This is a genomic window from Bacillus sp. 105MF (assembly GCF_000374885.1).
GTDB lineage: Bacteria > Bacillota > Bacilli > Bacillales > Bacillaceae_G > Bacillus_A > Bacillus_A pseudomycoides.
On the sequence record NZ_KB895568.1, the window covers coordinates 170263 to 193406 of the forward strand.

General features: G+C 38.2%; 28 protein-coding genes. 26 read left to right on the forward strand and 2 right to left on the reverse strand.

Going from position 1 to position 23144, the window contains the following annotated elements; genetic code table 11:
• Nucleotides 1-129 precede the first annotated feature (129 nt).
• The 11 genes from glpX to C564_RS0107730 all read left to right on the forward strand — a co-directional run bounded on the left by glpX (nt 130) and on the right by C564_RS0107730 (nt 10213).
• Nucleotides 130-1095 (forward strand): class II fructose-bisphosphatase, encoded by a 966-nt coding sequence (gene glpX / locus C564_RS0107680; RefSeq protein ID WP_003209232.1) that lies wholly within the window; start codon nt 130-132, stop codon nt 1093-1095.
• Nucleotides 1096-1312: 217 nt separating this feature from the next.
• Nucleotides 1313-2584, forward strand: a complete 1272-nt coding sequence (gene rho, locus C564_RS0107685) for a transcription termination factor Rho (RefSeq protein ID WP_003202242.1) — start codon at nt 1313-1315, stop codon at nt 2582-2584.
• A gap of 335 nt (nt 2585-2919) precedes the next feature.
• On the forward strand, nt 2920-3165 hold the full coding sequence (locus C564_RS0107690; protein WP_000643436.1) for a type B 50S ribosomal protein L31: 246 nt from the start codon (nt 2920-2922) through the stop codon (nt 3163-3165).
• 109 nt (nt 3166-3274) lie between these two features.
• The gene (locus tag C564_RS0107695; RefSeq protein ID WP_006096669.1) at nt 3275-3859 is read left to right on the forward strand and encodes a thymidine kinase; all 585 of its coding nucleotides are present in this window, start codon (nt 3275-3277) and stop codon (nt 3857-3859) included.
• 253 nt (nt 3860-4112) lie between these two features.
• The gene (gene prfA, locus C564_RS0107700; protein WP_026008495.1) at nt 4113-5180 is read left to right on the forward strand and encodes a peptide chain release factor 1; all 1068 of its coding nucleotides are present in this window, start codon (nt 4113-4115) and stop codon (nt 5178-5180) included.
• Nucleotides 5180-6031, forward strand: a complete 852-nt coding sequence (prmC, locus tag C564_RS0107705; RefSeq protein ID WP_018764920.1) for a peptide chain release factor N(5)-glutamine methyltransferase — start codon at nt 5180-5182, stop codon at nt 6029-6031. The genes prfA and prmC overlap by 1 nt, the downstream gene beginning before the upstream one ends.
• 259 nt (nt 6032-6290) lie before the next feature.
• Nucleotides 6291-7166: a stage II sporulation protein R gene (gene spoIIR / locus C564_RS0107710; RefSeq protein ID WP_018764921.1), complete on the forward strand. Its 876-nt coding sequence runs from the start codon at nt 6291-6293 to the stop codon at nt 7164-7166.
• A 50-nt stretch (nt 7167-7216) separates the two neighbouring features.
• Nucleotides 7217-7675: a mechanosensitive ion channel protein gene (locus C564_RS0107715; RefSeq protein WP_018764922.1), complete on the forward strand. Its 459-nt coding sequence runs from the start codon at nt 7217-7219 to the stop codon at nt 7673-7675.
• 107 nt (nt 7676-7782) lie between these two features.
• Nucleotides 7783-8826, forward strand: coding sequence for an L-threonylcarbamoyladenylate synthase (locus tag C564_RS0107720; protein WP_016112693.1), 1044 nt, complete (start codon nt 7783-7785; stop codon nt 8824-8826).
• Between the two features lie 333 nt (nt 8827-9159).
• Nucleotides 9160-9708 carry a manganese efflux pump MntP gene (locus C564_RS0107725; RefSeq protein ID WP_006096663.1) on the forward strand — a complete coding sequence of 183 codons (549 nt, stop codon included), beginning with the start codon at nt 9160-9162 and terminating at the stop codon, nt 9706-9708.
• Between the two features lie 229 nt (nt 9709-9937).
• The gene (locus C564_RS0107730; RefSeq protein WP_018764923.1) at nt 9938-10213 is read left to right on the forward strand and encodes a DUF3935 domain-containing protein; all 276 of its coding nucleotides are present in this window, start codon (nt 9938-9940) and stop codon (nt 10211-10213) included.
• 66 nt (nt 10214-10279) lie between these two features.
• On the opposite strand, the gene C564_RS0107735 is transcribed toward C564_RS0107730, so the two are convergent.
• Together C564_RS0107735 and C564_RS0107740 are read right to left on the reverse strand one after the other, a co-directional pair.
• Nucleotides 10280-10891 (reverse strand): flavin reductase family protein, encoded by a 612-nt coding sequence (locus C564_RS0107735; RefSeq protein ID WP_018764924.1) that lies wholly within the window; start codon nt 10889-10891, stop codon nt 10280-10282.
• A gap of 366 nt (nt 10892-11257) precedes the next feature.
• Nucleotides 11258-11644 (reverse strand): DoxX family protein, encoded by a 387-nt coding sequence (locus tag C564_RS0107740; protein ID WP_016112690.1) that lies wholly within the window; start codon nt 11642-11644, stop codon nt 11258-11260.
• Between the two features lie 383 nt (nt 11645-12027).
• Here C564_RS0107740 and C564_RS0107745 point away from each other — a divergent pair, with 383 nt between their 5' ends.
• The 15 genes from C564_RS0107745 (at nt 12028) to atpG (ending at nt 22921) form a co-directional block, all read left to right on the forward strand.
• Nucleotides 12028-12525 (forward strand): PTS sugar transporter subunit IIA, encoded by a 498-nt coding sequence (locus tag C564_RS0107745; protein WP_003202266.1) that lies wholly within the window; start codon nt 12028-12030, stop codon nt 12523-12525.
• Nucleotides 12526-12789: 264 nt separating this feature from the next.
• Nucleotides 12790-13230: a low molecular weight protein arginine phosphatase gene (locus C564_RS0107750; protein ID WP_018764925.1), complete on the forward strand. Its 441-nt coding sequence runs from the start codon at nt 12790-12792 to the stop codon at nt 13228-13230.
• Nucleotides 13231-13368: 138 nt separating this feature from the next.
• On the forward strand, nt 13369-13812 hold the full coding sequence (gene rpiB, locus C564_RS0107755; protein WP_003202270.1) for a ribose 5-phosphate isomerase B: 444 nt from the start codon (nt 13369-13371) through the stop codon (nt 13810-13812).
• 57 nt (nt 13813-13869) lie between these two features.
• Nucleotides 13870-14442 (forward strand): TIGR01440 family protein, encoded by a 573-nt coding sequence (locus C564_RS0107760; RefSeq protein WP_018764926.1) that lies wholly within the window; start codon nt 13870-13872, stop codon nt 14440-14442.
• Between the two features lie 251 nt (nt 14443-14693).
• Nucleotides 14694-15935 (forward strand): serine hydroxymethyltransferase, encoded by a 1242-nt coding sequence (gene glyA / locus C564_RS0107765; RefSeq protein ID WP_018764927.1) that lies wholly within the window; start codon nt 14694-14696, stop codon nt 15933-15935.
• Nucleotides 15936-16386: 451 nt separating this feature from the next.
• On the forward strand, nt 16387-17016 hold the full coding sequence (gene upp / locus C564_RS0107770) for a uracil phosphoribosyltransferase (protein WP_003202275.1): 630 nt from the start codon (nt 16387-16389) through the stop codon (nt 17014-17016).
• A 373-nt stretch (nt 17017-17389) separates the two neighbouring features.
• Nucleotides 17390-17503, forward strand: a complete 114-nt coding sequence (locus C564_RS0107775) for a DUF4024 domain-containing protein (RefSeq protein WP_003202277.1) — start codon at nt 17390-17392, stop codon at nt 17501-17503.
• Between the two features lie 26 nt (nt 17504-17529).
• Nucleotides 17530-17754, forward strand: a complete 225-nt coding sequence (locus tag C564_RS0107780; protein WP_001171217.1) for an AtpZ/AtpI family protein — start codon at nt 17530-17532, stop codon at nt 17752-17754.
• Complete coding sequence (locus tag C564_RS0107785) at nt 17754-18146, forward strand: ATP synthase subunit I (protein WP_003202279.1); 393 nt, start codon at nt 17754-17756, stop codon at nt 18144-18146. The genes C564_RS0107780 and C564_RS0107785 overlap by 1 nt, the downstream gene beginning before the upstream one ends.
• A 7-nt stretch (nt 18147-18153) precedes the next feature.
• The gene (gene atpB / locus C564_RS0107790; RefSeq protein ID WP_006096655.1) at nt 18154-18873 is read left to right on the forward strand and encodes a F0F1 ATP synthase subunit A; all 720 of its coding nucleotides are present in this window, start codon (nt 18154-18156) and stop codon (nt 18871-18873) included.
• Between the two features lie 61 nt (nt 18874-18934).
• On the forward strand, nt 18935-19153 hold the full coding sequence (atpE, locus tag C564_RS0107795; RefSeq protein ID WP_000052064.1) for a F0F1 ATP synthase subunit C: 219 nt from the start codon (nt 18935-18937) through the stop codon (nt 19151-19153).
• A gap of 126 nt (nt 19154-19279) precedes the next feature.
• On the forward strand, nt 19280-19786 hold the full coding sequence (gene atpF / locus C564_RS0107800) for a F0F1 ATP synthase subunit B (protein ID WP_003202282.1): 507 nt from the start codon (nt 19280-19282) through the stop codon (nt 19784-19786).
• Nucleotides 19783-20325, forward strand: a complete 543-nt coding sequence (locus tag C564_RS0107805; RefSeq protein ID WP_018764928.1) for a F0F1 ATP synthase subunit delta — start codon at nt 19783-19785, stop codon at nt 20323-20325. The genes atpF and C564_RS0107805 overlap by 4 nt, the downstream gene beginning before the upstream one ends.
• 11 nt (nt 20326-20336) lie before the next feature.
• Nucleotides 20337-21845 carry a F0F1 ATP synthase subunit alpha gene (gene atpA / locus C564_RS0107810; RefSeq protein ID WP_006096654.1) on the forward strand — a complete coding sequence of 503 codons (1509 nt, stop codon included), beginning with the start codon at nt 20337-20339 and terminating at the stop codon, nt 21843-21845.
• A gap of 215 nt (nt 21846-22060) precedes the next feature.
• The gene (gene atpG / locus C564_RS0107815; RefSeq protein WP_003202288.1) at nt 22061-22921 is read left to right on the forward strand and encodes a F0F1 ATP synthase subunit gamma; all 861 of its coding nucleotides are present in this window, start codon (nt 22061-22063) and stop codon (nt 22919-22921) included.
• Nucleotides 22922-23144: the final 223 nt, after the last annotated feature.

The window sequence follows — 23144 nt, forward strand, 5'->3', positions numbered from 1 at the left end:
AAGATGAAGTGGTGGTGCTTCCGTTAATGGGGGATGAAGAATTACTGCTGACGAAAGCTACACTTTATAGAAGGAACCGGTTCACAAAATGCGGCATAAATATTAAGACTTAAAAGGAGAGGGATTATTGTGGAAAGAAGTTTATCTATGGAGTTAGTACGTGTAACAGAGGCTGCAGCATTATCATCAGCGCGTTGGATGGGACGCGGAAAAAAAGATGAAGCAGACGGTGCAGCAACATCAGCAATGCGCGATGTGTTCGATACAATTCCGATGAAAGGTACAGTTGTAATTGGTGAAGGGGAAATGGATGAAGCGCCAATGCTATACATCGGGGAAAAATTAGGTACAGGATACGGACCGCGCGTCGATGTTGCAGTTGATCCGTTAGAAGGAACGAATATCGTAGCAGCTGGAGGTTGGAATGCACTTGCTGTTATTGCGATTGCGGATCACGGTAATTTGTTACATGCTCCTGACATGTACATGGATAAAATTGCAGTTGGACCAGAAGCAGTTGGTGCAGTTGATATTGACGCACCTATTATTGATAACTTACGCGCTGTTGCAAAAGCGAAAAATAAAGATATTGAAGATGTTGTAGCAACAGTTCTAAACCGCCCGCGTCACCAAGCGATTATTGAAGAAATTCGCAAAGCTGGCGCTCGTATTAAATTGATTAATGATGGCGATGTAGCTGGAGCAATTAATACAGCATTTGATCGTACAGGTGTTGATATTTTATTCGGTTCTGGTGGTGCACCTGAAGGCGTTCTTGCAGCAGTTGCATTAAAATGTTTGGGCGGGGAAATTCACGGGAAGCTTCTTCCTCAAAATGAAGCAGAATTAGCTCGTTGTAAAAAAATGGGTATTGAAGATATAAATCGTATCCTTCGTATGGAAGACTTAGTGAAAGGTGACGACGCAATCTTTGCAGCAACAGGCGTAACAGATGGTGAATTACTACGTGGTGTTCAATTTAAAGGCAGTGTTGGTACAACAGAATCCCTTGTTATGCGTGCAAAATCCGGAACAGTTCGTTTCGTTGACGGACGCCATAGCTTAAATAAAAAACCAAATTTAGTAATTAAATAAAGAGAAAACAGAAGCAATATAAAAAGCGGAGGCAAATTTTCTTGTCTTCGCTTCTTGTATTTGTGTTACAACGTATTGATTAAAACTGGATAAAAGGGTTACAATAGTGAATATTACCCTACTTGAACTTATTGCCTTTCATTATTATGTATTTGCCTTCCGTATATTTTCCCTTTACCCATGTGAAAAGAGAATAATGTCAAAGTGTGGTGTCTGAATGAATTTGTCAATTGCAGCATTAGAAAACATGAAATTAAAAGAGTTATACGAGCATGCGAAAGAATTTAAGATTTCGTATTACAGCAAATTAACAAAGAAAGAGTTAATTTTTGCTATATTAAAAGCTCGTGCAGAAAAAGAAGGTTTCTTCTTCATGGAAGGTGTACTCGAAATTATTCAATCAGAAGGATTTGGGTTCCTACGTCCAATCAACTATTCTCCAAGCTCAGAAGATATTTATATTTCAGCTTCGCAAATTCGTCGTTTTGATTTGCGTAATGGAGATAAGGTTTCTGGTAAAGTACGCCCGCCGAAAGAAAACGAACGCTATTTTGGATTGCTGCAAGTCGAAGCAGTAAATGGTGATGATCCAGAATCAGCAAAAGAGCGTGTGCATTTCCCTGCATTAACACCGTTATATCCAAATCGTCAAATGAAATTGGAGACGGAGCCGAAGAAACTATCAACACGCATCATGGATTTAATTGCACCAGTTGGATTTGGACAACGTGGTTTAATTGTCGCGCCTCCAAAGGCTGGTAAAACGATACTATTAAAAGAAATTGCTCATAGTGTCACAACAAATCATCCAGAAGCAGAATTAATCGTACTTTTAATTGACGAACGTCCAGAGGAAGTAACGGATATTGAACGTTCTGTTAAAGGTGATGTTGTAAGTTCTACGTTCGATGAAGTACCGGAAAACCACATTAAGGTGGCTGAGCTTGTATTAGAACGTGCGATGCGTCTTGTAGAACATAAAAAAGACGTTATCATTTTAATGGATAGTATTACCCGTTTAGCACGTGCTTACAATCTTGTTATTCCACCAAGTGGACGTACGTTATCGGGTGGTATTGACCCAGCTGCGTTCCATAGACCAAAACGATTTTTCGGGGCAGCTCGTAACATTGAAGAGGGCGGTAGCTTAACGATTTTAGCAACAGCACTTGTTGATACAGGGTCTCGTATGGATGATGTTATTTACGAGGAGTTTAAAGGAACAGGTAATATGGAACTTCATTTGGATCGCTCGTTAGCTGAGCGTCGTATCTTCCCAGCGATTGATATTCGCCGTTCTGGTACGCGTAAAGAAGATCTATTAATTCCGAAAGAACATTTAGACAAGCTATGGGGCATTCGCAAAACAATGCGTGATACACCAGACTTTGTTGAAAGTTTCTTACGCAAGATGCGTCAAATGAAAACAAATGAAGAATTTTTACAAAACATTGTTGCAGATTCCAAAAGATATGTAACAACGAAGTAAAGGGAAACGGTGATGACTCGCTTATTTTTATGCTAAGCGAGTTTTTTCATGCCTTTTTGTGGAGAAGTTTAGCTGGTTAGAGTTAAATGAGCCGTCTCCGCTTTTAGGTATATCCAGTTTCAGCGGCAAGAATGGTCGGTGGCTTCGCTTCTTCCTCTCATTCTGAACGAGCCGCTTTCGCTTTTAATTTATAAAAGACAAAAACAGGTAGTTGCAAAATGAAGTTAGCCTTGTTATAATTTCATCATATGTGTTTCATCATTATAGTTGTATTCGCAGCTAAAGATGAAAAACTCTGTTTCGAAAATGATTCAGGGCGGAAGGAGATGAAAAGAATGAAAGCAGGAATTCATCCGGATTACAAGAAAGTTGTATTCATGGACACAAACACAGGCTTCAAATTCTTAAGCGGATCTACTAAAGGATCTAGCGAAACGGTTGAGTGGGAAGATGGAAACACTTATCCATTACTAAAAGTTGAGATCAGTTCTGATTCTCACCCATTCTACACTGGACGTCAGAAGTTTGCTACTGCAGACGGACGTGTTGACCGCTTCAATAAGAAATACGGTCTTAAGTAATAAAAAACATAAAACAGGCAAGTGTATCTATTCGCTTGTCTGTTTTTTTTGCGAAAATATTAAACCTTTACCCTACTTTGGATAAAAAAGTAGATGAAAGGAGAGCTCCATGTACTTAATAAATCAAAACGGTTGGGTTGAAGTGATTTGCGGAAGTATGTTTTCTGGAAAATCAGAAGAGCTCATCCGCCGCGTGCGCCGTACACAATTTGCAAAGCAACATGCGATTGTATTTAAACCATGTATTGATAACCGTTATAGTGAAGAAGATGTTGTATCACATAATGGATTAAAGGTAAAAGCAGTTCCTGTTTCAGCTTCAAAAGATATATTTAATCATATAACAGAAGAAATGGACGTTATTGCAATTGATGAGGTGCAATTCTTTGATGGGGACATTGTGGAAGTGGTGCAAATATTGGCAAATCGTGGCTATCGTGTCATTGTAGCCGGTTTAGACCAAGATTTCCGTGGTCTACCATTTGGACAAGTTCCTCAGCTGATGGCGATTGCTGAACATGTAACAAAATTGCAAGCAGTTTGTTCTGTATGCGGGTCTCCAGCAAGCCGTACACAACGTTTAATTGATGGAGAACCGGCTGCATTCGATGATCCAATTATTTTAGTTGGGGCTTCAGAGTCATATGAGCCGCGTTGTCGTCATTGTCATGCAGTACCTACAAAACAAAAATAAGTAAAACTCGCTACAATAGGGCGGGTTTTTTTCGAAAATAGATGAAGAGTGGGGCTGCCTGTACTTTTAAAATAATATCTAGTTTCGGTGGCTTCGCTTCTTCCTGCGAGGAAAAAGGCACCTCTATGTCAGAAGCTCCATCCCCCTCCCATTCTGAGCGAGCCGCCTACACTTTTAAAATAATAATTTGCGTTTTTTTGATTAAGTACCATATACTATTTGTATTAAAGACTAGGATGTTGAGGTGAATGATGTGTTAGATCGTTTGCAAGCTGTAGAAAATCGTTATGAGAAGTTAAACGAGCTGTTAAGTGATCCAGAGGTTATTAGTGATTCGAATAAACTTCGTGAATATTCAAAGGAACAATCTGATATGCAAGAAACGGTAGAGGTGTACCGTGAGTATAAAGATGTTCGTGCGCAATTACGAGATGCGAAGGCAATGTTAGAAGAAAAGTTAGATGCTGACATGCGTGAAATGGTAAAGGAAGAAGTTTCTGAGTTAGAGGGACAAGAGAAAGAATTATCAGAGCGTCTGAAAATTTTACTTGTTCCAAAGGACCCGAATGATGATAAAAACGTTATTGTGGAGGTTCGTGGTGCTGCTGGTGGCGATGAGGCTGCTTTATTTGCTGGTGATTTATACCGTATGTATAGCCGTTATGCTGAGGTACAAGGTTGGAAAACTGAAATTATCGAAGCGAGTTATACAGAGTTAGGTGGATATAAAGAGATTATCTTTATGATCAACGGTAAAGGCGCTTTCGCAAAGTTGAAGTTTGAAAATGGTGCACACCGTGTGCAACGTGTTCCGGAAACAGAATCTGGAGGACGTATCCATACTTCTACAGCAACTGTAGCTGTATTACCGGAAGCAGAAGAAGTAGAAATCGATATTCATGAAAAAGATGTTCGTGTTGATACATTTGCTTCTAGTGGTCCTGGTGGACAAAGTGTTAATACAACGATGTCAGCGGTACGTTTAACGCATTTACCGACTGGTGTAGTTGTATCTTGTCAGGATGAAAAATCGCAAATTAAGAACAAAGAAAAAGCAATGAAAGTATTACGTGCACGTGTTTATGATAAATTTAGACAAGAAGCGCAAGCTGAGTACGATCAAAACCGTAAACAAGCTGTTGGTACGGGAGACCGTTCAGAGCGTATTCGTACGTATAACTTCCCGCAAAACCGTGTTACAGACCATCGAATCGGTTTAACGATTCAGAAGCTAGATCAAATCTTACAAGGTAAGTTAGATGATTTCATCAATGCCTTAGTGATGGAAGATCAGGCGCAAAAGATGGAGGCAGCTGAGTAATGCGTGTCTATGAAGCCCTGAAATGGGCTTCTTCTTTTTTACAAGAAAATGGGCGAGATGAAAATGCGGGAGAAATTGTCCTTTGTCATGTATTAAAGACGAATCGAACAGGCTTAATGATGAACATGCGTGAAGAAATGTCTGAGGAACAACAGAAGACGTTTACGAACTTTATCCACAAACATGTAGGTGGGATTCCTGTTCAATATATGATGGGATATGAAATGTTTTATGGTCGTTCGTTTTTCGTAAATGAAGAAGTATTAATACCAAGACCAGAAACGGAAGAGCTTATAGTAGGTGTATTAGATAGAATCCAGCGTATGTTTGGTAAGCAGGAACTGCATATAGCTGATATTGGTACGGGAAGTGGAGCAATTTCAATTACGCTCGCTTTAGAAAATCAAAATCTTCGTATGTATACAGTAGATATCGCACAGGAATCTATTGAAGTTGCGAAAGAAAATGCAAAAGCATTAGGTGCAAATGTAAGGTTCTATCATGGTGATTTATTATCACCGTTTTATGAAACGGGGCAAAAATTAGATGTTGTTGTTTCAAATCCCCCGTATATTCCAGAAGAAGACTGGAGAGGTCTTTCTCCGGTTGTAAAAGAGCATGAACCGAAGCGTGCGCTTGTTGGCGGGGAAGATGGGCTTGATTTTTATCGCCGTTTTATGGAAGAGTTGCCAAACGTCTTGCAAAGAAAAGCAATTGTTGCTTTTGAAGTAGGCATAGGGCAAGGTGAAGATGTTAAAAGGTTATTGCAGCAGACATTTCCGCATGCCCATGTAGAAGTTGTATTTGATATTAACGGAAAAGATCGTATGGTATTTGCGGAAATGGAGTAAGGATAGAACCTTACTCCATTTTTCTATATAAATCCATTTTGCCTTTTCAACATATAAGTCGCGGCTATGAAAAATAAAAGGTGACCTGCCCGCATCTGTGCACGGCTAGATGCTCTCTTTCATCCAAAAAGAAAGGTTTTAAATCTTTTTTTCAATTTGTATTTACATACACTCGAAAGTTTTTCTATAGATTTAGAATTTAATAGTTTAGAAAGAGGTAAGAGTGTCTACACTGTTTACAGAAGGGACGGTGTAGGAGATGAAAAAACAAGCGATTGCCTATTTTCTTTTATTATTAATTGGTGCACAGTTACTTGTGCAGTTTGGATATATGAAAGTTGATGCGAAGGGAAAAACTGTTATTCCGAAAGAAGCTGTTCGATTACGTATTTTAGCAAATAGCGATTCGAAGGAAGATCAGGCGCTAAAACGTAAAGTGCGCGATGAAGTAAAGATGCAAATTGATGGTTGGGTAGCAGATTTGAAATCGTTTGAAGACGCACGTCGCGTTATTCAGAGTCACATCCCAGAAATTGAAAAAACGGTTGCTAATACGTTAAAACGCGAAGGAAGTAAAGAATCATTTCAAGTTACATTTAGCAAAAACATTAAATTTCCTACAAAAGTATATGGGAATTTTATTTATCCAGCAGGGGAATATGAAGCAGTACTCATTTCAATTGGAAAAGGTGAAGGGGCAAATTGGTGGTGCGTGTTATTCCCGCCAATGTGTTTTCTAGATTTCTCTAGTGGATCGGCTGTAAAAAAAGAAGAGCATGTTGTAAAAGCAGAATCAATGGATGAGGAAGAACGGCCAGTAAAAATACAGGAAGAAAAAGAAGAGGTATCGGAAAAACAAAATCAAGATGTTCTGTCGAAACAAAAAAAGGGACAAGAAACATCGAAAAAAGAGGTTATTTCAAAAGTACAAACTCCTGTGAAAGAAACAAATGAAAAGATTGCACAAGAAAAAAGCGTAAAACAGGGAGAAAAACAGCCTGTGGAAAAAATAGAAAAACCTCTGGAGAAGAAACAAAAACAAACAATTGAAACAGTAGAAACAGAAGAGCAAGAGGAAAAACCGAAAGTGAAATTATTTATTGTAGAAGCATTCACATCGTTATTTTCTAAATAAGTACTAGTTTGGAATCCTTCCTCATATATAGAAATGAGGAGGGATTTGTTGTGAAAAAGACTTATTTTGCTACAAACGCTGATGTTGAGAGATTACATTCTTTTTTCGGACAAGCTAATAAAAAAGATGATAAAATAAATGAGTTATACGAGCAATTTATGATATTGGAAGATGACGGAGAGATACAAGCTGTAATTGGTTATGAACAAAAAGGAGAAAATGCACTCATTCGTTCTTGTTTGTTCACACCCATTGTGGATAACAAGACTTTCTTATATTTTTTTGAAATGTTTTTGCAGTATATGAAAGAGAAAAGTATGGGGCAAGTATATTTACTCACAAATCATCCACAATCTGTGACGATCTTTCAGTTTTTTAACTTTATAACTGTGGAAAAACATAAAGTTCCAGAGGATATTCAGCAGTTAGAACATTTTTGTGAAAATATAAAACAGCAGAATGTAATAATACTAAATTGTCAGCTATTCACAAAGTTATCCACTGATTAATTGGGTTTATCCACATTTTGTGGATAAACCTTGTTTGTCTTTTGGATAAATCTCATAGTAAACTAAATATAACAAGTATTTCATGGGAAAAAAGGACGTGGGAAAAAATGCATACAAATATGTGGACTGTGGATAATGTTGTGGAAATAAAAAAAGATTATCCACAATTACAAAAAGCAGCAAAATTACTAAGGGAAAATGAAGCGATTGCTTTTCCGACAGAGACGGTATACGGGCTAGGAGCAAATGCGATGAATGATGAAGCAATTGCGAAAATTTTTGAAGCGAAAGGCAGACCGAGTGATAATCCCCTGATTGTCCATATTGGTTCTAAATCGCAGTTAAAAGGAATTGTTAGAGAAATACCAGAGGTTGCAGAAGTCTTAATGAAGCACTTTTGGCCGGGACCATTAACAATTATTTTACCGAAAAAAGAGGGGATTTCTGAAAAGGTTACGGCTGGTTTAGATACAGTTGGAGTTAGAATGCCGGATCATCCAGTGGCGCTAGCTCTTATTGAAGAAGCGAATGTACCTGTTGCAGCACCCAGTGCCAATCGTTCTGGGCGTCCGAGTCCAACACTAGCATCTCACGTATATGAAGATTTAAATGGAAAGATTGCTGGTATTGTTGATGGTGGTGCGACTGGCGTTGGGGTTGAATCAACGGTAATTGATTGTACAAGTGAAGTACCGACGATTTTACGTCCAGGTGGGATTACGAAGGAACAGCTAGAAGAAGTGATCGGAACTGTTTCGTTAGATCCTGCGCTAAAAGATGAGAAAGAAAAACCGAAGGCACCAGGGATGAAATATACACATTATGCACCGAAAGCACCACTTAGTATTGTTGAAGGGTCTCGTGATTTTATTCAACAGCTTGTAGATCAGAAGAAAGACGAAGGGTATACGGTAGGTGTATTAACGACAGAAGAATATCAACATGAATATAAAGCGGATGTTGTATTGTCTTGCGGAGTGCGAAGTGATTTAGCAAGCGTTGCAACTAAATTATACGATGTGCTGAGAACATTTGATGCCAGCAAAGTAGATGTGATTTTTAGTGAGTCATTTCCGAATGAAGGAATTGGAAATGCGATCATGAACCGTTTAACGAAAGCGGCAGGGCATCATATTATTATTGAAGAGTAGGCGAGTTGAAAAATTAAAACCTATTTTTTAGGGTGGAAGAGAGGATCCGCTCATGCATAGAAGTGGTCAGTACCTTTTTGGCCCCATGCCGAGTGAAACCAGAAGGAGAGAAAGAGCGCGGGGTCACCTTTTGTTTTTCATGGCCCTAATGTGAATGTTGGATAATTGAAATGGATGTATCCTGTAAAAGCCCGATTAGTGGGGCTAATAATCAGTAGGGGATGAAGAAAACTCCCACTGATTAAAGTTTCACTTTATACAGAAAAATTTCGTAGATTCTATTTCTCCTCGGATGAGCATATTGTGAAGTAGCAAGTCCGAGGAGGGACATGGATGACGGTTGAACAACTAGTACCTTTGATTATAATGGCATTTGCCTTAGGGATGGATGCATTTTCTGTAAGCCTCGGCATGGGTATGATAACGCTCAGAATGCGACAAATCATTTATATCGGTATGACAATAGGGCTGTTTCATATTGTTATGCCGTTTCTCGGTATGATACTAGGTCGTTTTTTATCAGAGAAATTTGGGCATATTGCGACTGTTGCTGGGGCTATTCTGTTAATTGGATTAGGATTTTATATTGTGTATTCTTCCATTTTAGAAAGTGAAGAAACAAGGTCTGCTCCGGTAGGAATTAGCTTATTGGTATTTGCATTTAGTGTAAGTATAGATAGCTTTTCAGTTGGGCTTAGCCTCGGGATTTACGGAGCGCAAATGGTTGTAACAATATTGATGTTTGGATTGGTCAGTATGATATTAGCATGGGGTGGTTTACTTATTGGAAGACATGCAAAGCATATGCTCGGTACATATGGTGAAGTACTCGGCGGTATTATTCTTGTTGGGTTTGGATTATGTCTTCTTTTTCCAATATAATCTTGCTATCATATAAGAAAATGGTACATTTAGTTTTTGACATTTTTATCAAGATAGTTATGTAGGTTTATTGTTTACGGGGCTATTTTATAAATAGTAGTACTTTGCTGGATGAAATGAAATTGGGAATGGTAACGGAAGCCTCTTTCCTGTACAACCTTACTGTTTCTATTATTGCTTGTCGCACTAAAAATAACTCTAACTCTTATACATAGAAGGGATGGTACAAGTGACAAGAGTAAAACAAATTTTGGGTATTATTATTAGCTTTTTCGTATTTTGGTTTAGTATGCTCGGTGTACAAATGTTTGCTGAGTTTTTAGATATAAGTTCTTTAAAATTTATTGAGGGAAAAACAGATACGGCTCGTATGTTTTATTCGCCGTATCCATTTTTTATCGTTTTTCTTATTACATTGCTCTCTTTATATTTCTTTGTTGTAAAGCTTGGAAAACCGAAGAAGGAAAATGCGCCTACGCTAGAAGAAAAGCGTGAAGAAATATAAAAAAAAATCCCCCGCTTATAATGGCGGGGGATTTTTTGTTGTGGAATGAACGAGCTGTCGCCACTTTTAAATTGGCCTTACAAGCTCAAATTGTTCTCCTAATTTTGCGTAGTTGTGTCCTGCTAGGCGGCTTACTGGTTTTAGTCCTTCTGCATGAATTCGTCCGTTTTCATATAAATGTTCTGCGACGTGGAACCGGACAACGCGGCCGATAAGAATGTCACATGCTGGGGAGTCTTCTGTTCCACCTAGTGGGATGGCGCGTTCTAATACGCATTCCATTCGAATATTCGCTTCTTTTACGCCTGGTACGGAGATGACATCACTTTCGATCGGGGTTAGTTTCGCTAATTCAATTTCACTTTGATTTGGAGGGAGGTTTGCAGCGGTTTCGTTGATGGCCTCCACATAGGATTCGTCGGAAATATGTACAACAAATTCACCTTTTTCAATGGCGTTTCGAGAAGTATCTTTTCTTTCTCCTCCTTTACGTTGTACGGAAACAGAAATGAGCGGCGGATTAGCAGCAACGATATTAAAATAGCTATATGGAGCCCCGTTTAAAACACCATCTTTTGTTACAGAAGTTACGAATGCTACAGGGCGCGGAATGATACTCCCTGTTAATAATTTGTAATTATCTTTTTCTGTTTGTTCGTTTGGATTAATCGAAAGCATATTTGTAATCTCCCTTCCTCGATATGAATACTTCTTTGTTTGTTTACAAGATAATGGAGGGAAACTCCTGCTAAAAAAATATTTTTTTGACGTTTTTTGTAAATGAGAAAAAAGAATAGGAGTAGATTCCAGCTTGGAATCTACTCCTATCATTAATAAATATATAAATACATTTTGATTTTTCAACATATAAGTCGCGGCTATGAAGAATAAAAGAGGATCTGCACTCATTTTCTCGCTTTGTTTTCACTTGGCATGGGGCTGGAAAAGGACCTGACCACTTCTATGCATGGCCGGATGCTCTCTCCCACCTAAAAAAAGTTTTTTTCAATTTGCACTTATATATCTTGAAATTGAGATAACTGATTAAAGTAAAACGTAAGCGCCAGGTCCAGTTAACGCAACGCCAACTGCAATAGCGATTAAGATCATGTTATATTCAAACCCGTTTTGTGTTACCCAGTAGCCATTTTTTCCGTGTACAGTAAAGATTGCAACTAGCATTGTACCAACGATAAATAATGAGCCAACCCAAGTGAAGATACCTGCAGCGAATAAGAAACCACCTAATAGCTCAGTTGCGCCAGCCATAAATGCCATGAATACGCCAGGGCGTAAGCCGATTGATTCCATCCAGCCGCCCGTTCCTTTCAGACCGTGACCACCAAACCAGCCAAATAATTTTTGAGTACCGTGACCCATGAATGTAATTCCGATAATAAGACGAATAAGAAGAAGACCGATGTTCATCATTTATAAAACCTCCAAAAAAGTTATTCACTTACTTTATGTAAGTTATGATAAATTAGTTGCTTACTTTAGTCAAGTGACTTTTTTATAAAATTTGAAGAAAATTTTACAAATCAATAATTAAAAATAAATATGTTGTAAAGACCTCTAGACAAGTGGAGGAGAAAATACAAGTAAGAAGTTAATTCTCATAATTGTTATTCAGACAATCTGAATTGACTGGAATTTTGCAAAGCGATACAATAAGGGTCTATTGGTAATAACGTAATTCTTTTCGAAAGCGTTTTTACAATATAATATTTGAAGTATGAAGTCTTATGTGTATCTCAATCTTTACTAGGGATTGCCCTATACATTTTCAACCTAATTATAAGGAGGACTATCCTATGTTTAAAAAATTATTTGGCCTTGGTTCAAAAACAAATGTAGAAACACTCGTAGCTCCATTAACTGGAGAAGTGAAAAATATTGAAGAAGTACCAGATCCAGTATTCGCTGGTCGTATGATGGGCGACGGTGTTGCAATCGTTCCCACTGAAGGTGTAGTTGTATCACCAGTAGATGGCGAAATCGTACAATTATTCCACACAAAACATGCTGTTGGAATTAAAGCGAAAAACGGTACAGAAATTTTAATCCATGTTGGTTTAGAAACTGTAAAAATGGAAGGCGAAGGTTTCGAAGCTCACGTATCTGAAGGACAAGCTGTGAAAGCTGGCGATAAATTAATTTCTTTCGATTTAGAATTAATTCGCGAAAAAGCAAAAAGCACAATTACTCCAATTGTTATTACAAATACAGATGCAGCTGAATCTATTAATACAACTGTAGGTGTTTCAGCTACAAAAGGTTCAACAGAAGTAATGAAAGTTACAATGAAATAATGATTTTTTGTAAGGAATCCATTTTATATGAAATGGATTCCTTATTTTATTTAGTCATAAGTTTTTTTCGTGGGATGTTTTAGTGATGTATGGTACTATATTGAAGGTACTTGGAACTAGGGTTTCACATATATGTGGATAAGGCGTATTTCTCTTAGAAAAAATAAAAGGGAAATGCGCCTTTTGTATGTTCACATTTCTTTTGTTCCATTGTAATGTACGTTATGATGAATGTAGGACATTCACCATAAGGAGTGGATTTGGATGAAGCGAGTGTTGTTTGTTTGCACTGGAAATACATGTCGTAGCCCAATGGCAGAAGCGTTGCTTCGTCACTATGGGGAAGGGGAATTTGAGGCGAAGTCTGCTGGTGTTTTTGCCAGTTTTGGAAGTGATGCATCTTTACATGCAAAAGATGCATTAGCAGAAAAGGGGATTAAAGTAGCGCATGCTTCGCAGCAAATAACGAATGAATTACTTGAGTGGGCTGATATGGTACTCACGATGACGGAAAGCCATAAACAACTTGTGGTTGAATATCATCCGAGTGCTAGGGAGAAAGTGCATACATTCTATGAATTTGTAGAGGGTACAAGTAAAGATATTTCAGACCCGTTTGGCGGTTCTCTTTCTATTTATCAATCAACATTAGTAGAGATGGAAAAACTTGTACAAACTTTATTGGAAAAATATTCAGAAGGTTAATGTTTCGTGTATAATACGATATTGGAGATGATCTTGCTTGGAATGAGCAAGTGAGTATCAAACTTTTGCAATCATTCATCAGTGGGGATAAGTAATCCTATTTGATAGAAGTTTCACTAAAATTTTGGAGGGGTCAAAATGAAAGTAGTAGTAGCATCTGATCACGGTGGAATGAATATCCGCAAAGAAATCGTAAGTTTATTAGAAGAATTGAATATTGAATATGTTGATTTAGGATGTGAATGTGAAGCAGGTTCTGTTGATTATCCTGATTTTGCATTTCCAGCGGCAGAAATGGTTGCAAATGGTGAAGTAGACCGTGGTATTTTAATTTGTGGAACAGGCATTGGTATGTCAATTGCAGCAAATAAAGTACACGGTATTCGCTGTGCGTTAGTACATGATACATTTAGTGCAAGAGCAACAAGAGAACATAATGATACGAATATGTTAGCGATGGGTGAGCGTGTAATTGGTGCTGGTTTAGCGCGTGATATCGCAAAAATTTGGCTAACAACTGATTATGAAGGCGGACGTCACGAAAATCGCGTAGGGAAAATTAAAACATACGAAGCGAAGTAATCTTCTATTAGGACATACTATAATTTGTTGAACCAATCTGTGAAAGGAAGAGGCGTCATGACGGAAATAGTAAAAATGAAAGAGCAGCTACAAATATCGCTTTCTGATTTTCAAGAGCAAGCTTCTTTACAAAGCGGGCAAATTTTTGTAGTGGGCTGTAGCACGAGCGAGGTGCTCGGAGAGAGAATTGGGACATCAGGAACGATGGAAGTGGCGGAAGCGATTTTTTTTGAGCTAAAACAATTTCAAGAGCAAGCTGGTATAGAGTTGGCATTCCAATGTTGTGAGCATTTAAATCGTGCTTTAGTAGTAGAGAGAGAAGTGGCAATGAAGTATCAATTTGAAATTGTAACTGTTACGCCTGTTAGATCAGCCGGTGGTGCATTAGCAACATATGCCTATCACAATCTAAAGGATCCTGTAGTCGTGGAATTTATAAAAGCAGATGCGGGCATGGATATCGGTGATACATTTATTGGTATGCATCTAAAACATGTTGCGGTTCCAATTCGTACACGTGTAAAAGAGATTGGAAGTGCACACGTAACGATGGCTAAAACACGTGCGAAACTTATTGGTGGGGCACGTGCTGTATATGCGGCAGTAGAAGAAACAGTTACTTGTAGCTAAAAATAAAGAAGAAACAGAAATACTGTATCCTTTATATAACATGTAAAGAGGTATGTAGTCTGACTTCGTAAAGGATAAAAGAAAAGACCGAACTCGGTCTTTTTTTCTTTTATGATATAGAAAGTCATGTTAGAATGTAGTTGAAAACATGAAGGTTCTAAAGAATTACAACTTGAATTTTCGTTTTTTCTCAATAAATAAGAAAAAACTATCGGGAATCAGTGTAATTCGTTCAGAAAAGGGGGATTTTGGTGGATCATTTAAAACGTCAAGATGAAAAAGTATTTGCTGCAATTGAAGCAGAACTAGGAAGACAGCGTTCAAAAATTGAATTAATTGCCTCAGAAAACTTCGTAAGTGAAGCTGTAATGGAAGCACAAGGTTCTGTTTTAACAAACAAGTATGCAGAAGGATATCCTGGTAAACGTTACTATGGCGGTTGTGAGCATGTAGACGTAGTAGAGGATATTGCACGTGATCGCGTGAAAGAAATCTTTGGCGCAGAGCATGTGAACGTTCAACCACACTCTGGTGCACAAGCGAACATGGCTGTATACTTCACGATTTTAGAGCAAGGCGATACAGTACTTGGTATGAATTTATCCCACGGTGGTCACTTAACACACGGAAGCCCTGTTAACTTTAGTGGAGTACAATATAATTTCGTAGAATATGGCGTTGATGCTGAATCACACCGCATCAATTATGATGATGTGTTAGCAAAAGCAAAAGAACATAAGCCAAAATTAATTGTTGCAGGTGCAAGTGCGTACCCTCGTGTTATCGATTTCAAGAGATTCCGTGAAATCGCAGACGAAGTTGGTGCATACTTAATGGTAGATATGGCACATATCGCAGGTTTAGTTGCAGCAGGTTTACATCCAAACCCAGTACCACATGCACATTTCGTTACAACAACAACACATAAAACATTACGTGGCCCACGTGGCGGTATGATTTTATGTGAAGAAAAATTTGCAAAGCAAATTGATAAATCAATCTTCCCTGGTATTCAAGGTGGACCACTAATGCACGTAATTGCTGCGAAAGCTGTTGCATTTGGTGAGACACTTCAAGAAGACTTTAAAACATATGCACAAAATATCATTAATAATGCACAGCGCTTAGCAGAAGGTCTTCAAAAGGAAGGACTTACACTTGTTTCTGGTGGAACGGACAACCATCTTATCTTAATCGATGTTCGTAACCTAGATATTACAGGTAAAGTTGCAGAGCATGTATTAGATGAAGTTGGTATTACTGTAAACAAGAACACAATCCCATTTGAAACAGCAAGCCCATTTGTAACAAGCGGTGTACGTATTGGTACAGCGGCGGTAACATCTCGTGGCTTCGGATTAGAAGAAATGGATGAAATTGCAGCAATTATTGCTCATACGTTAAAAAATCATGAGGATGAAGTTGCATTAGAAGAAGCACGTAAGCGTGTAGAAGCATTAACAGATAAGTTCCCAATGTATACAGATCTATAATAGATTAGATGAAGACTGCTGAAGCATATATTGTTTCAGCAGTCTTTTTTTCATTTGAAACACAAGTTCTTAATAGATAGTTTTTCAGAATACCTTCTATAAGTGATAGTTTCTACCGTAGAAGATATGAAATTGTAGTTTTCTCTGTCTGCGAGTGGCAGGATAAATGGGTTTTAAGGTAGTGAAATTTGGATATTTTCACATAGGAGAGCGGGTTAGCTAAGTGAGAACATAGATAACTTCCGAAGTATGTATACAAACAATGAATAATTTTTGGATATATAATGAAGGATACAACTTCCATAATTGGTAAAGATATTAGGTAGGTTCATAATAGGTTTGAAACTTTTCCAAATTTGCCCTTGAATATTAGTAGCGTTTTCTTTACAATCGTAAATAGTGTAAAACGGCGTGTACGCACGCATGAATATCATCTGAAGGAGAGATTCACATGGGAAAACTGTATGTATTTGATCACCCGTTAATTCAACATAAGATTACATATATTCGCGATAAAAATACAGGTACAAAAGAATTTCGTGAATTAGTGGATGAAGTAGCAAGCTTAATGGCATTTGAAATTACACGCGATCTTCCACTTGAAGAAATCGAAATTGAAACACCTGTAAGCAAAGCGAAAACAAAAGTGATCGCTGGTAAAAAGCTTGGTCTAATTCCGATTTTACGTGCAGGCTTAGGAATGGTAGACGGAATTCTGAAATTAATCCCAGCAGCAAAAGTAGGACACGTTGGTTTATACCGTGACCCAAAAACATTGCAACCGGTAGAATACTATGTGAAACTTCCAACGGATGTAGAAGAACGTGACTTTATCGTACTTGATCCGATGTTAGCGACAGGTGGTTCTGCAGCTGAAGCAATTAACTCTCTGAAAAAGCGCGGTGCGAAGCAAATTAAATTAATGTGTATCGTAGCTGCACCAGAAGGAGTAAAAGTAGTACAAGAAGAACATCCTGATGTTGATATTTATGTGGCGGCATTAGATGAAAAATTAAATGACCATGGTTATGTTGTTCCAGGTCTTGGCGATGCTGGTGACCGTTTATTTGGAACGAAGTAAGACAACAGACGAGAGGGAATTCCCCACTCGTCTTTTTTGTATAAATATTGAGGGCAGGGGAGGAGTGTGGTATTTTTTGTATATGCAACATAACTTGCATATTTTTCACATATAATATAGAAGTCAAACGTCTAATAAGCCCTATATTATAGAAGAAAAACGTTATATCGTAAAAATATAATCGTGACAAACTTGTGAACTTTTTCTTCTATTATAAGGAGAAAACTTGAAGGAATCAGATATCTTTGACCAGTATTTAGAAGGGGAACGTTTTCATTTTTGGCAAGAAATTACTAATACTCAAATTTTTTGATTTTTTACGATTTCTCGTTGACAGTGCTAATACCCTATTGTATGCTAACTACGGGGATGGATGGTAGGGCTTTCAGTGACAAATTTGCATCTATTCCGTGACGAAAAAGTAAACTTTTTATTTTGTATAGAATTTATGCAAGAAAATGAGTTATTATTAACACATCGTGAATGAGGGTTACATATTGGAGGGATGAATCCTTGCAAAAAAACGATCGCAACCCGGTAAAAGCTTATGCTTTAATGTCAGGTATTCTTGCTCAATTAGTTGGTTCCATTCTTGTTGGGATTTTTGGTGGGCAATGGATTGATAGTAAGGTTGGAACGTTTCCGTTGTTTCTTATTATAGGCTTATTGCTAGGATTAGGAACAGGGATTTACGCAATGATTCGACTCATTCGACATTACTATTCGGGAGAGCAATGATGATAGATGTACATGGACTTGTCCACAGACAAAAGAAATATATGTACTACTTGCTTGCGCTTCTAGTGCTAGGATGGGGATTTACCTCTTACAAGGATGTATTTCTTGGACTGATTATCGGAACGATTTTCAGTTTTCTTAGTTTGCGCATCATTGCACGTAGAACAGACAAGCTATTAGATCGCGTTACAAATGGAGAACACGTGAAATTTAAAGCGACGGCTGTTAGTACATATTCGAGATTTGCCACGATTGGGTTATTAATTTTATTTGCCGCGAAATATCAGCATTTAATTGCGATGTGGAGCTTAGGTGTAGGATTGCTGACAGGATATCTTGTCATGATCATAGATTTTCTTTATTTAGAGTATAAGAGCAGGGAAGAGAGGTGAATTACTAGTGGAACACGGTAAATTAGTTGAATTTCTAGGTTTAACGTTCGATTTGTCCTCAGTCATGATGGTTACTGTGGCAGCAGTTATTGTTTTCTTAATCGCTGTTATTGGAACTCGCACATTAGCTCTTCGTCCAACAGGAATGCAAAACTTTCTTGAGTGGATTTTAGACTTTGCGAAAGGGATTATTAACAGTACGATGGACTGGAAAACAGGTGGACGCTTTTTAACACTCGGCGTTACACTTATGATGTTTATTTTCGTATCAAACATGCTCGGCCTACCATTCATGTATTCAACAACTGAGGCTGGTGAACACATTGCATGGTGGAGATCGCCAACGTCTGACCCAGCAGTTACATTAACATTAGCCGTGATGGTAGTTACCCTCACCCATTATTATGGAATTAAGATGAAGGGTACAAAAGAATACTTAAAAGGATTTTTCCAACCTATGAAGTTCTTATTTCCTTTAAAGGTTATTGAGGAATTTGCTAACACATTAACGTTAGGTCTTCGTCTATTCGGTAACATCTATGCTGGTGAGATTTTATTAGGATTACTTGCTAAATTAGGCGGAAGTACAGTACTTGGAGCATTAGGTGCTATTGTGCCGATGTTAGCATGGATGGGATTCAGTGTATTCGTTGGTTCAATCCAAGCGTTTATCTTTACAATGTTAACGATGGTTTATATGGCTCATAAAGTAAGTCATGACCATTAATATACTTTAATAAGTAAGTAAAAAAATCTATTTTTTTATAATACAAAGGAGGACAAATTAAATGAGTTTAGGTGTAATCGCAGCTGCAATTGCAATTGGTTTATCAGCATTAGGTGCAGGTATTGGTAACGGTCTTATCGTATCACGTACAATCGAAGGTGTTGCTCGTCAACCAGAATTAAAAGGCGCACTTCAAACAATTATGTTCATCGGGGTTGCATTAGTTGAGGCACTTCCAATCATCGGTGTAGTTATTGCATTCATCGTAATGAACAAATAAGGGAGACTCCCCTTACATAGATGGCGAAGAGTGTTTTTGGACTTTCTTCGCCATTGCTTTATGAACGAAATGGTTGTCTTTTTTTTCATATAGTCAATTTAGATATCACGAAGGGAGTGAATCCTTGTGCCAACTTTAATTTTAGGAGCTGCCATTCCATTTGGAACGATTGCTTATACATTGTTAGTTTTCCTAATTTTATTAATTATGCTACGTAAATTTGCTTGGGGTCCTTTGATGGGAATTATGAAGGAACGTGAAGAGCATGTTGCTAGTGAAATCGATGCTGCAGAACAAAACAATGCAGAGGCGAAGAAATTAGTAGAAGAACAACGTGAAATGTTAAAACAATCACGTGTTGAAGCACAAGAGTTAATCGAAAGAGCGAAAAAGCAAGCAGAAGATCAAAAAGATGTTATTGTTGCTGCTGCAAAAGAAGAAGCAGAATCTATTAAAGCATCTGCTGTACAAGAAATTCAACGCGAAAAAGAGCATGCGATTGCTGCTCTGCAAGAACAAGTCGCTTCTTTATCTGTTCAAATTGCTTCTAAAGTAATTGAGAAAGAATTAAAAGAAGAAGACCAAGTGAAGTTAATTCGCGATTATATTAAAGAAGTAGGAGAAGCGCGATGAGCAATGAGATTGTAGCAAAACGTTATGCTGTCGCTCTTTTTCAAATTGCAAAAGAAAAACACGTATTAGAAATGTTTGAGGAAGAATTACGCCTTGTACAAAACGTTTTTGTAAAAAACGGAGAACTACATAGCTTTTTAACACAACCAAACATTTCAAAGGAGCAGAAAAAAACGTTTCTTTCTAACGTGTTTGCTTCTGTTTCTGAATCAATTTTAAATACGTTATATATTTTAGTTGATAACAAACGTATTGAAATTCTACCTGAAATTGCAAATGAATATGTTGCTCTTGCTAATGAAGAACGTAACGTAGCTGATGCAACTGTATATTCAGTTCGTCTTCTATCAGAAGATGAAAAGCTTAACATTGCAGAATCATTTGCAAAAAGAACAGGAAAAGATGCAATCCGTATAAAAAATGTTGTAGATGAAGATTTACTAGGCGGCATTAAAGTACGCATTGGAAATCGCATTTATGATGGTAGTTTACAAGGAAAATTAGCACGTATTCAGCGTGAACTTATGAAGAATAGATAGGGGTGAAGCACATGAGCATCAGAGCTGAAGAAATTAGCGCACTGATAAAGCAACAAATTGAGAACTATCAGTCTGAAATCGAAGTTAGTGATGTTGGTACAGTTATCCAAGTTGGTGACGGTATCGCGCGTGCTCATGGTCTAGATAACGTTATGGCTGGTGAACTTGTAGAGTTCTCTAACGGCGTTATGGGACTAGCACAAAACTTAGAGGAAAATAACGTAGGTATCATTATTTTAGGACCTTACACAGAAATCCGTGAAGGTGACGAAGTTCGTCGTACTGGTCGCATCATGCAAGTGCCAGTAGGAAAAGAACTAATCGGTCGTGTCGTAAACCCATTAGGTCAACCAGTAGATGGTTTAGGCCCAATCAATACAACAAGCACTCGTCCAATCGAAAGTCCAGCACCAGGTGTAATGGATCGTAAATCTGTTCATGAGCCACTTCAAACAGGTATTAAAGCGATCGATGCTCTTGTACCAATCGGTCGTGGTCAACGTGAGTTAATCATCGGTGACCGTCAAACTGGTAAAACAGCAGTTGCACTTGATACAATCTTAAATCAAAAAGATGAAGATATGATTTGTATCTACGTTGCAATTGGACAAAAAGAATCTACAGTACGTAACGTAGTAGAAACACTACGTAAGCACGGTGCATTAGAATACACAATCGTTGTAACTGCATCAGCTTCTCAACCAGCTCCATTATTATACTTAGCTGCTTATGCTGGTGTAACAATGGGTGAAGAGTTCATGTACAATGGTAAACACGTATTAGTAGTATATGATGACTTATCAAAACAAGCAGCTGCTTACCGTGAGCTTTCATTACTATTACGTCGTCCTCCAGGTCGTGAAGCATATCCAGGGGATGTATTCTACTTACATTCTCGCTTACTAGAGCGTGCGGCAAAATTAAGTGATGCAAGAGGCGGCGGTTCTTTAACAGCTCTACCTTTCATCGAAACACAAGCAGGGGACGTATCAGCTTACATTCCAACAAACGTAATCTCTATTACAGATGGACAAATCTTCTTACAATCTGATTTATTCTTCTCTGGCGTACGTCCAGCGATTGATGCAGGTACTTCAGTATCTCGTGTTGGTGGATCTGCTCAGATTAAAGCGATGAGTAAAGTATCAGGTACACTTCGTCTTGACCTTGCGTCTTATCGTGAGTTAGAAGCGTTCGCTCAGTTCGGTTCTGACCTTGATAAAGCAACACAAGCGAAATTAAACCGTGGTGCTCGCACAGTTGAAGTATTAAAACAAGGATTACACAAGCCGTTACGAGTAGAGAAACAAGTTATTATTCTTTACGCTTTAACACGTGGATTCTTAGATGATATTCCAGTAGCGGATATCACTCGTTTTGAAGAAGAATTCCATGCTTGGTTAGATTCAAATGCAGCTGAGCTATTAAGTGAAATTCGCACAACAAAGAAACTTGCGGATGACGACAAATTTGCAGCAGCAATCAACGGATTCAAAAAAGTATTCGTAGCTTCTGAATAATAAAAAGCGGAAGCGGCTTCTGCCGCTGAAACTAGATTATATAAACAGGCAATTCTTACAGGAATTGCTGACGGTTATGTAGAGGAAAAGAGTAGGTGCACCTATTCTTTTCCTTCAATCATGAGCAAGAATATCTTGCAATGTAGATTAGAAAGATGAACGAAAAGGATTCTTACTAATCGTGCCAACTTCCGGAAAAAAGGTGGTGAAAACCTGTGGCATCTTTACGCGATATAAAAGCGAAAATTAACTCGACTAAGAAAACGAGTCAAATTACGAAAGCGATGGAGATGGTATCTGCATCGAAGTTAAGTCGTGCAGAGCAAAATGCTAAATCTTTCGTTCCGTATATGGAAAAGATTCAAGAAGTAGTGGCGAGTATTGCGCAAGGTAGCAAAGGGATCAATCATCCAATGCTAACAGCGCGTCCTGTAAAACGTACAGGATACATCGTTATTACATCTGATCGCGGACTAGCAGGTGGTTATAACAGTAACGTATTACGTACAGTAAGTAACGTAATTCGTGAACGTCATAATATGGATTCAAACCAATATTCAATTATTGTGCTTGGACGACTAGGACGTGATTATTTAAAACGTCGCGGCTTTAACATTATTGATGAAGTAGTTGGATTATCTGACCACCCATCATTTACAGATGTTAAAGACCTTGCTTCTCGAGCGATCGCGATGTTCGCAGATGGTGCTTATGATGAACTGTACATTTACTACAATCATTTTGTAAGTAAAATTTCACAAGAAGTAACGGAAAATAAAATTTTACCGCTTACGGAAGTGACGTCTGACAAACCGACGACAGCTTATGAATTTGAACCTTCTGAAGAAGATATCTTAAAAGTGTTATTGCCACAATACGCAGAAAGCTTAGTGTACGGTGCATTACTAGACGGTAAAGCAAGTGAACACGCAGCGCGTATGACAGCAATGAAAAGTGCTACAGACAACGCGATGGAAGTTATCGATTCACTTACACTTTCATTCAACCGTGCTCGTCAAGCAGCGATTACGCAAGAGATTACGGAAATCGTTGGTGGCGCAGCAGCGTTAGAATAGTAATATAAGGCGGAAGCGGTTCGTTCAGAATGGGAGGGGGATGGAGCTTTTGACGTAGAGGCGCTCTTTGCCTCGCAGGAAAAAGCGAAGTCACCGAGCATTCTAACCGCTGGAGCTAGATTAATAAAAAGCGGAAGCGGCTCTTTTGGAAGAGTCGCCCAAGCTATACTAATAAAAAATGAAAGCCGACTCTCATAGAAAGCTGGCTAATTTAAAGAAAGCT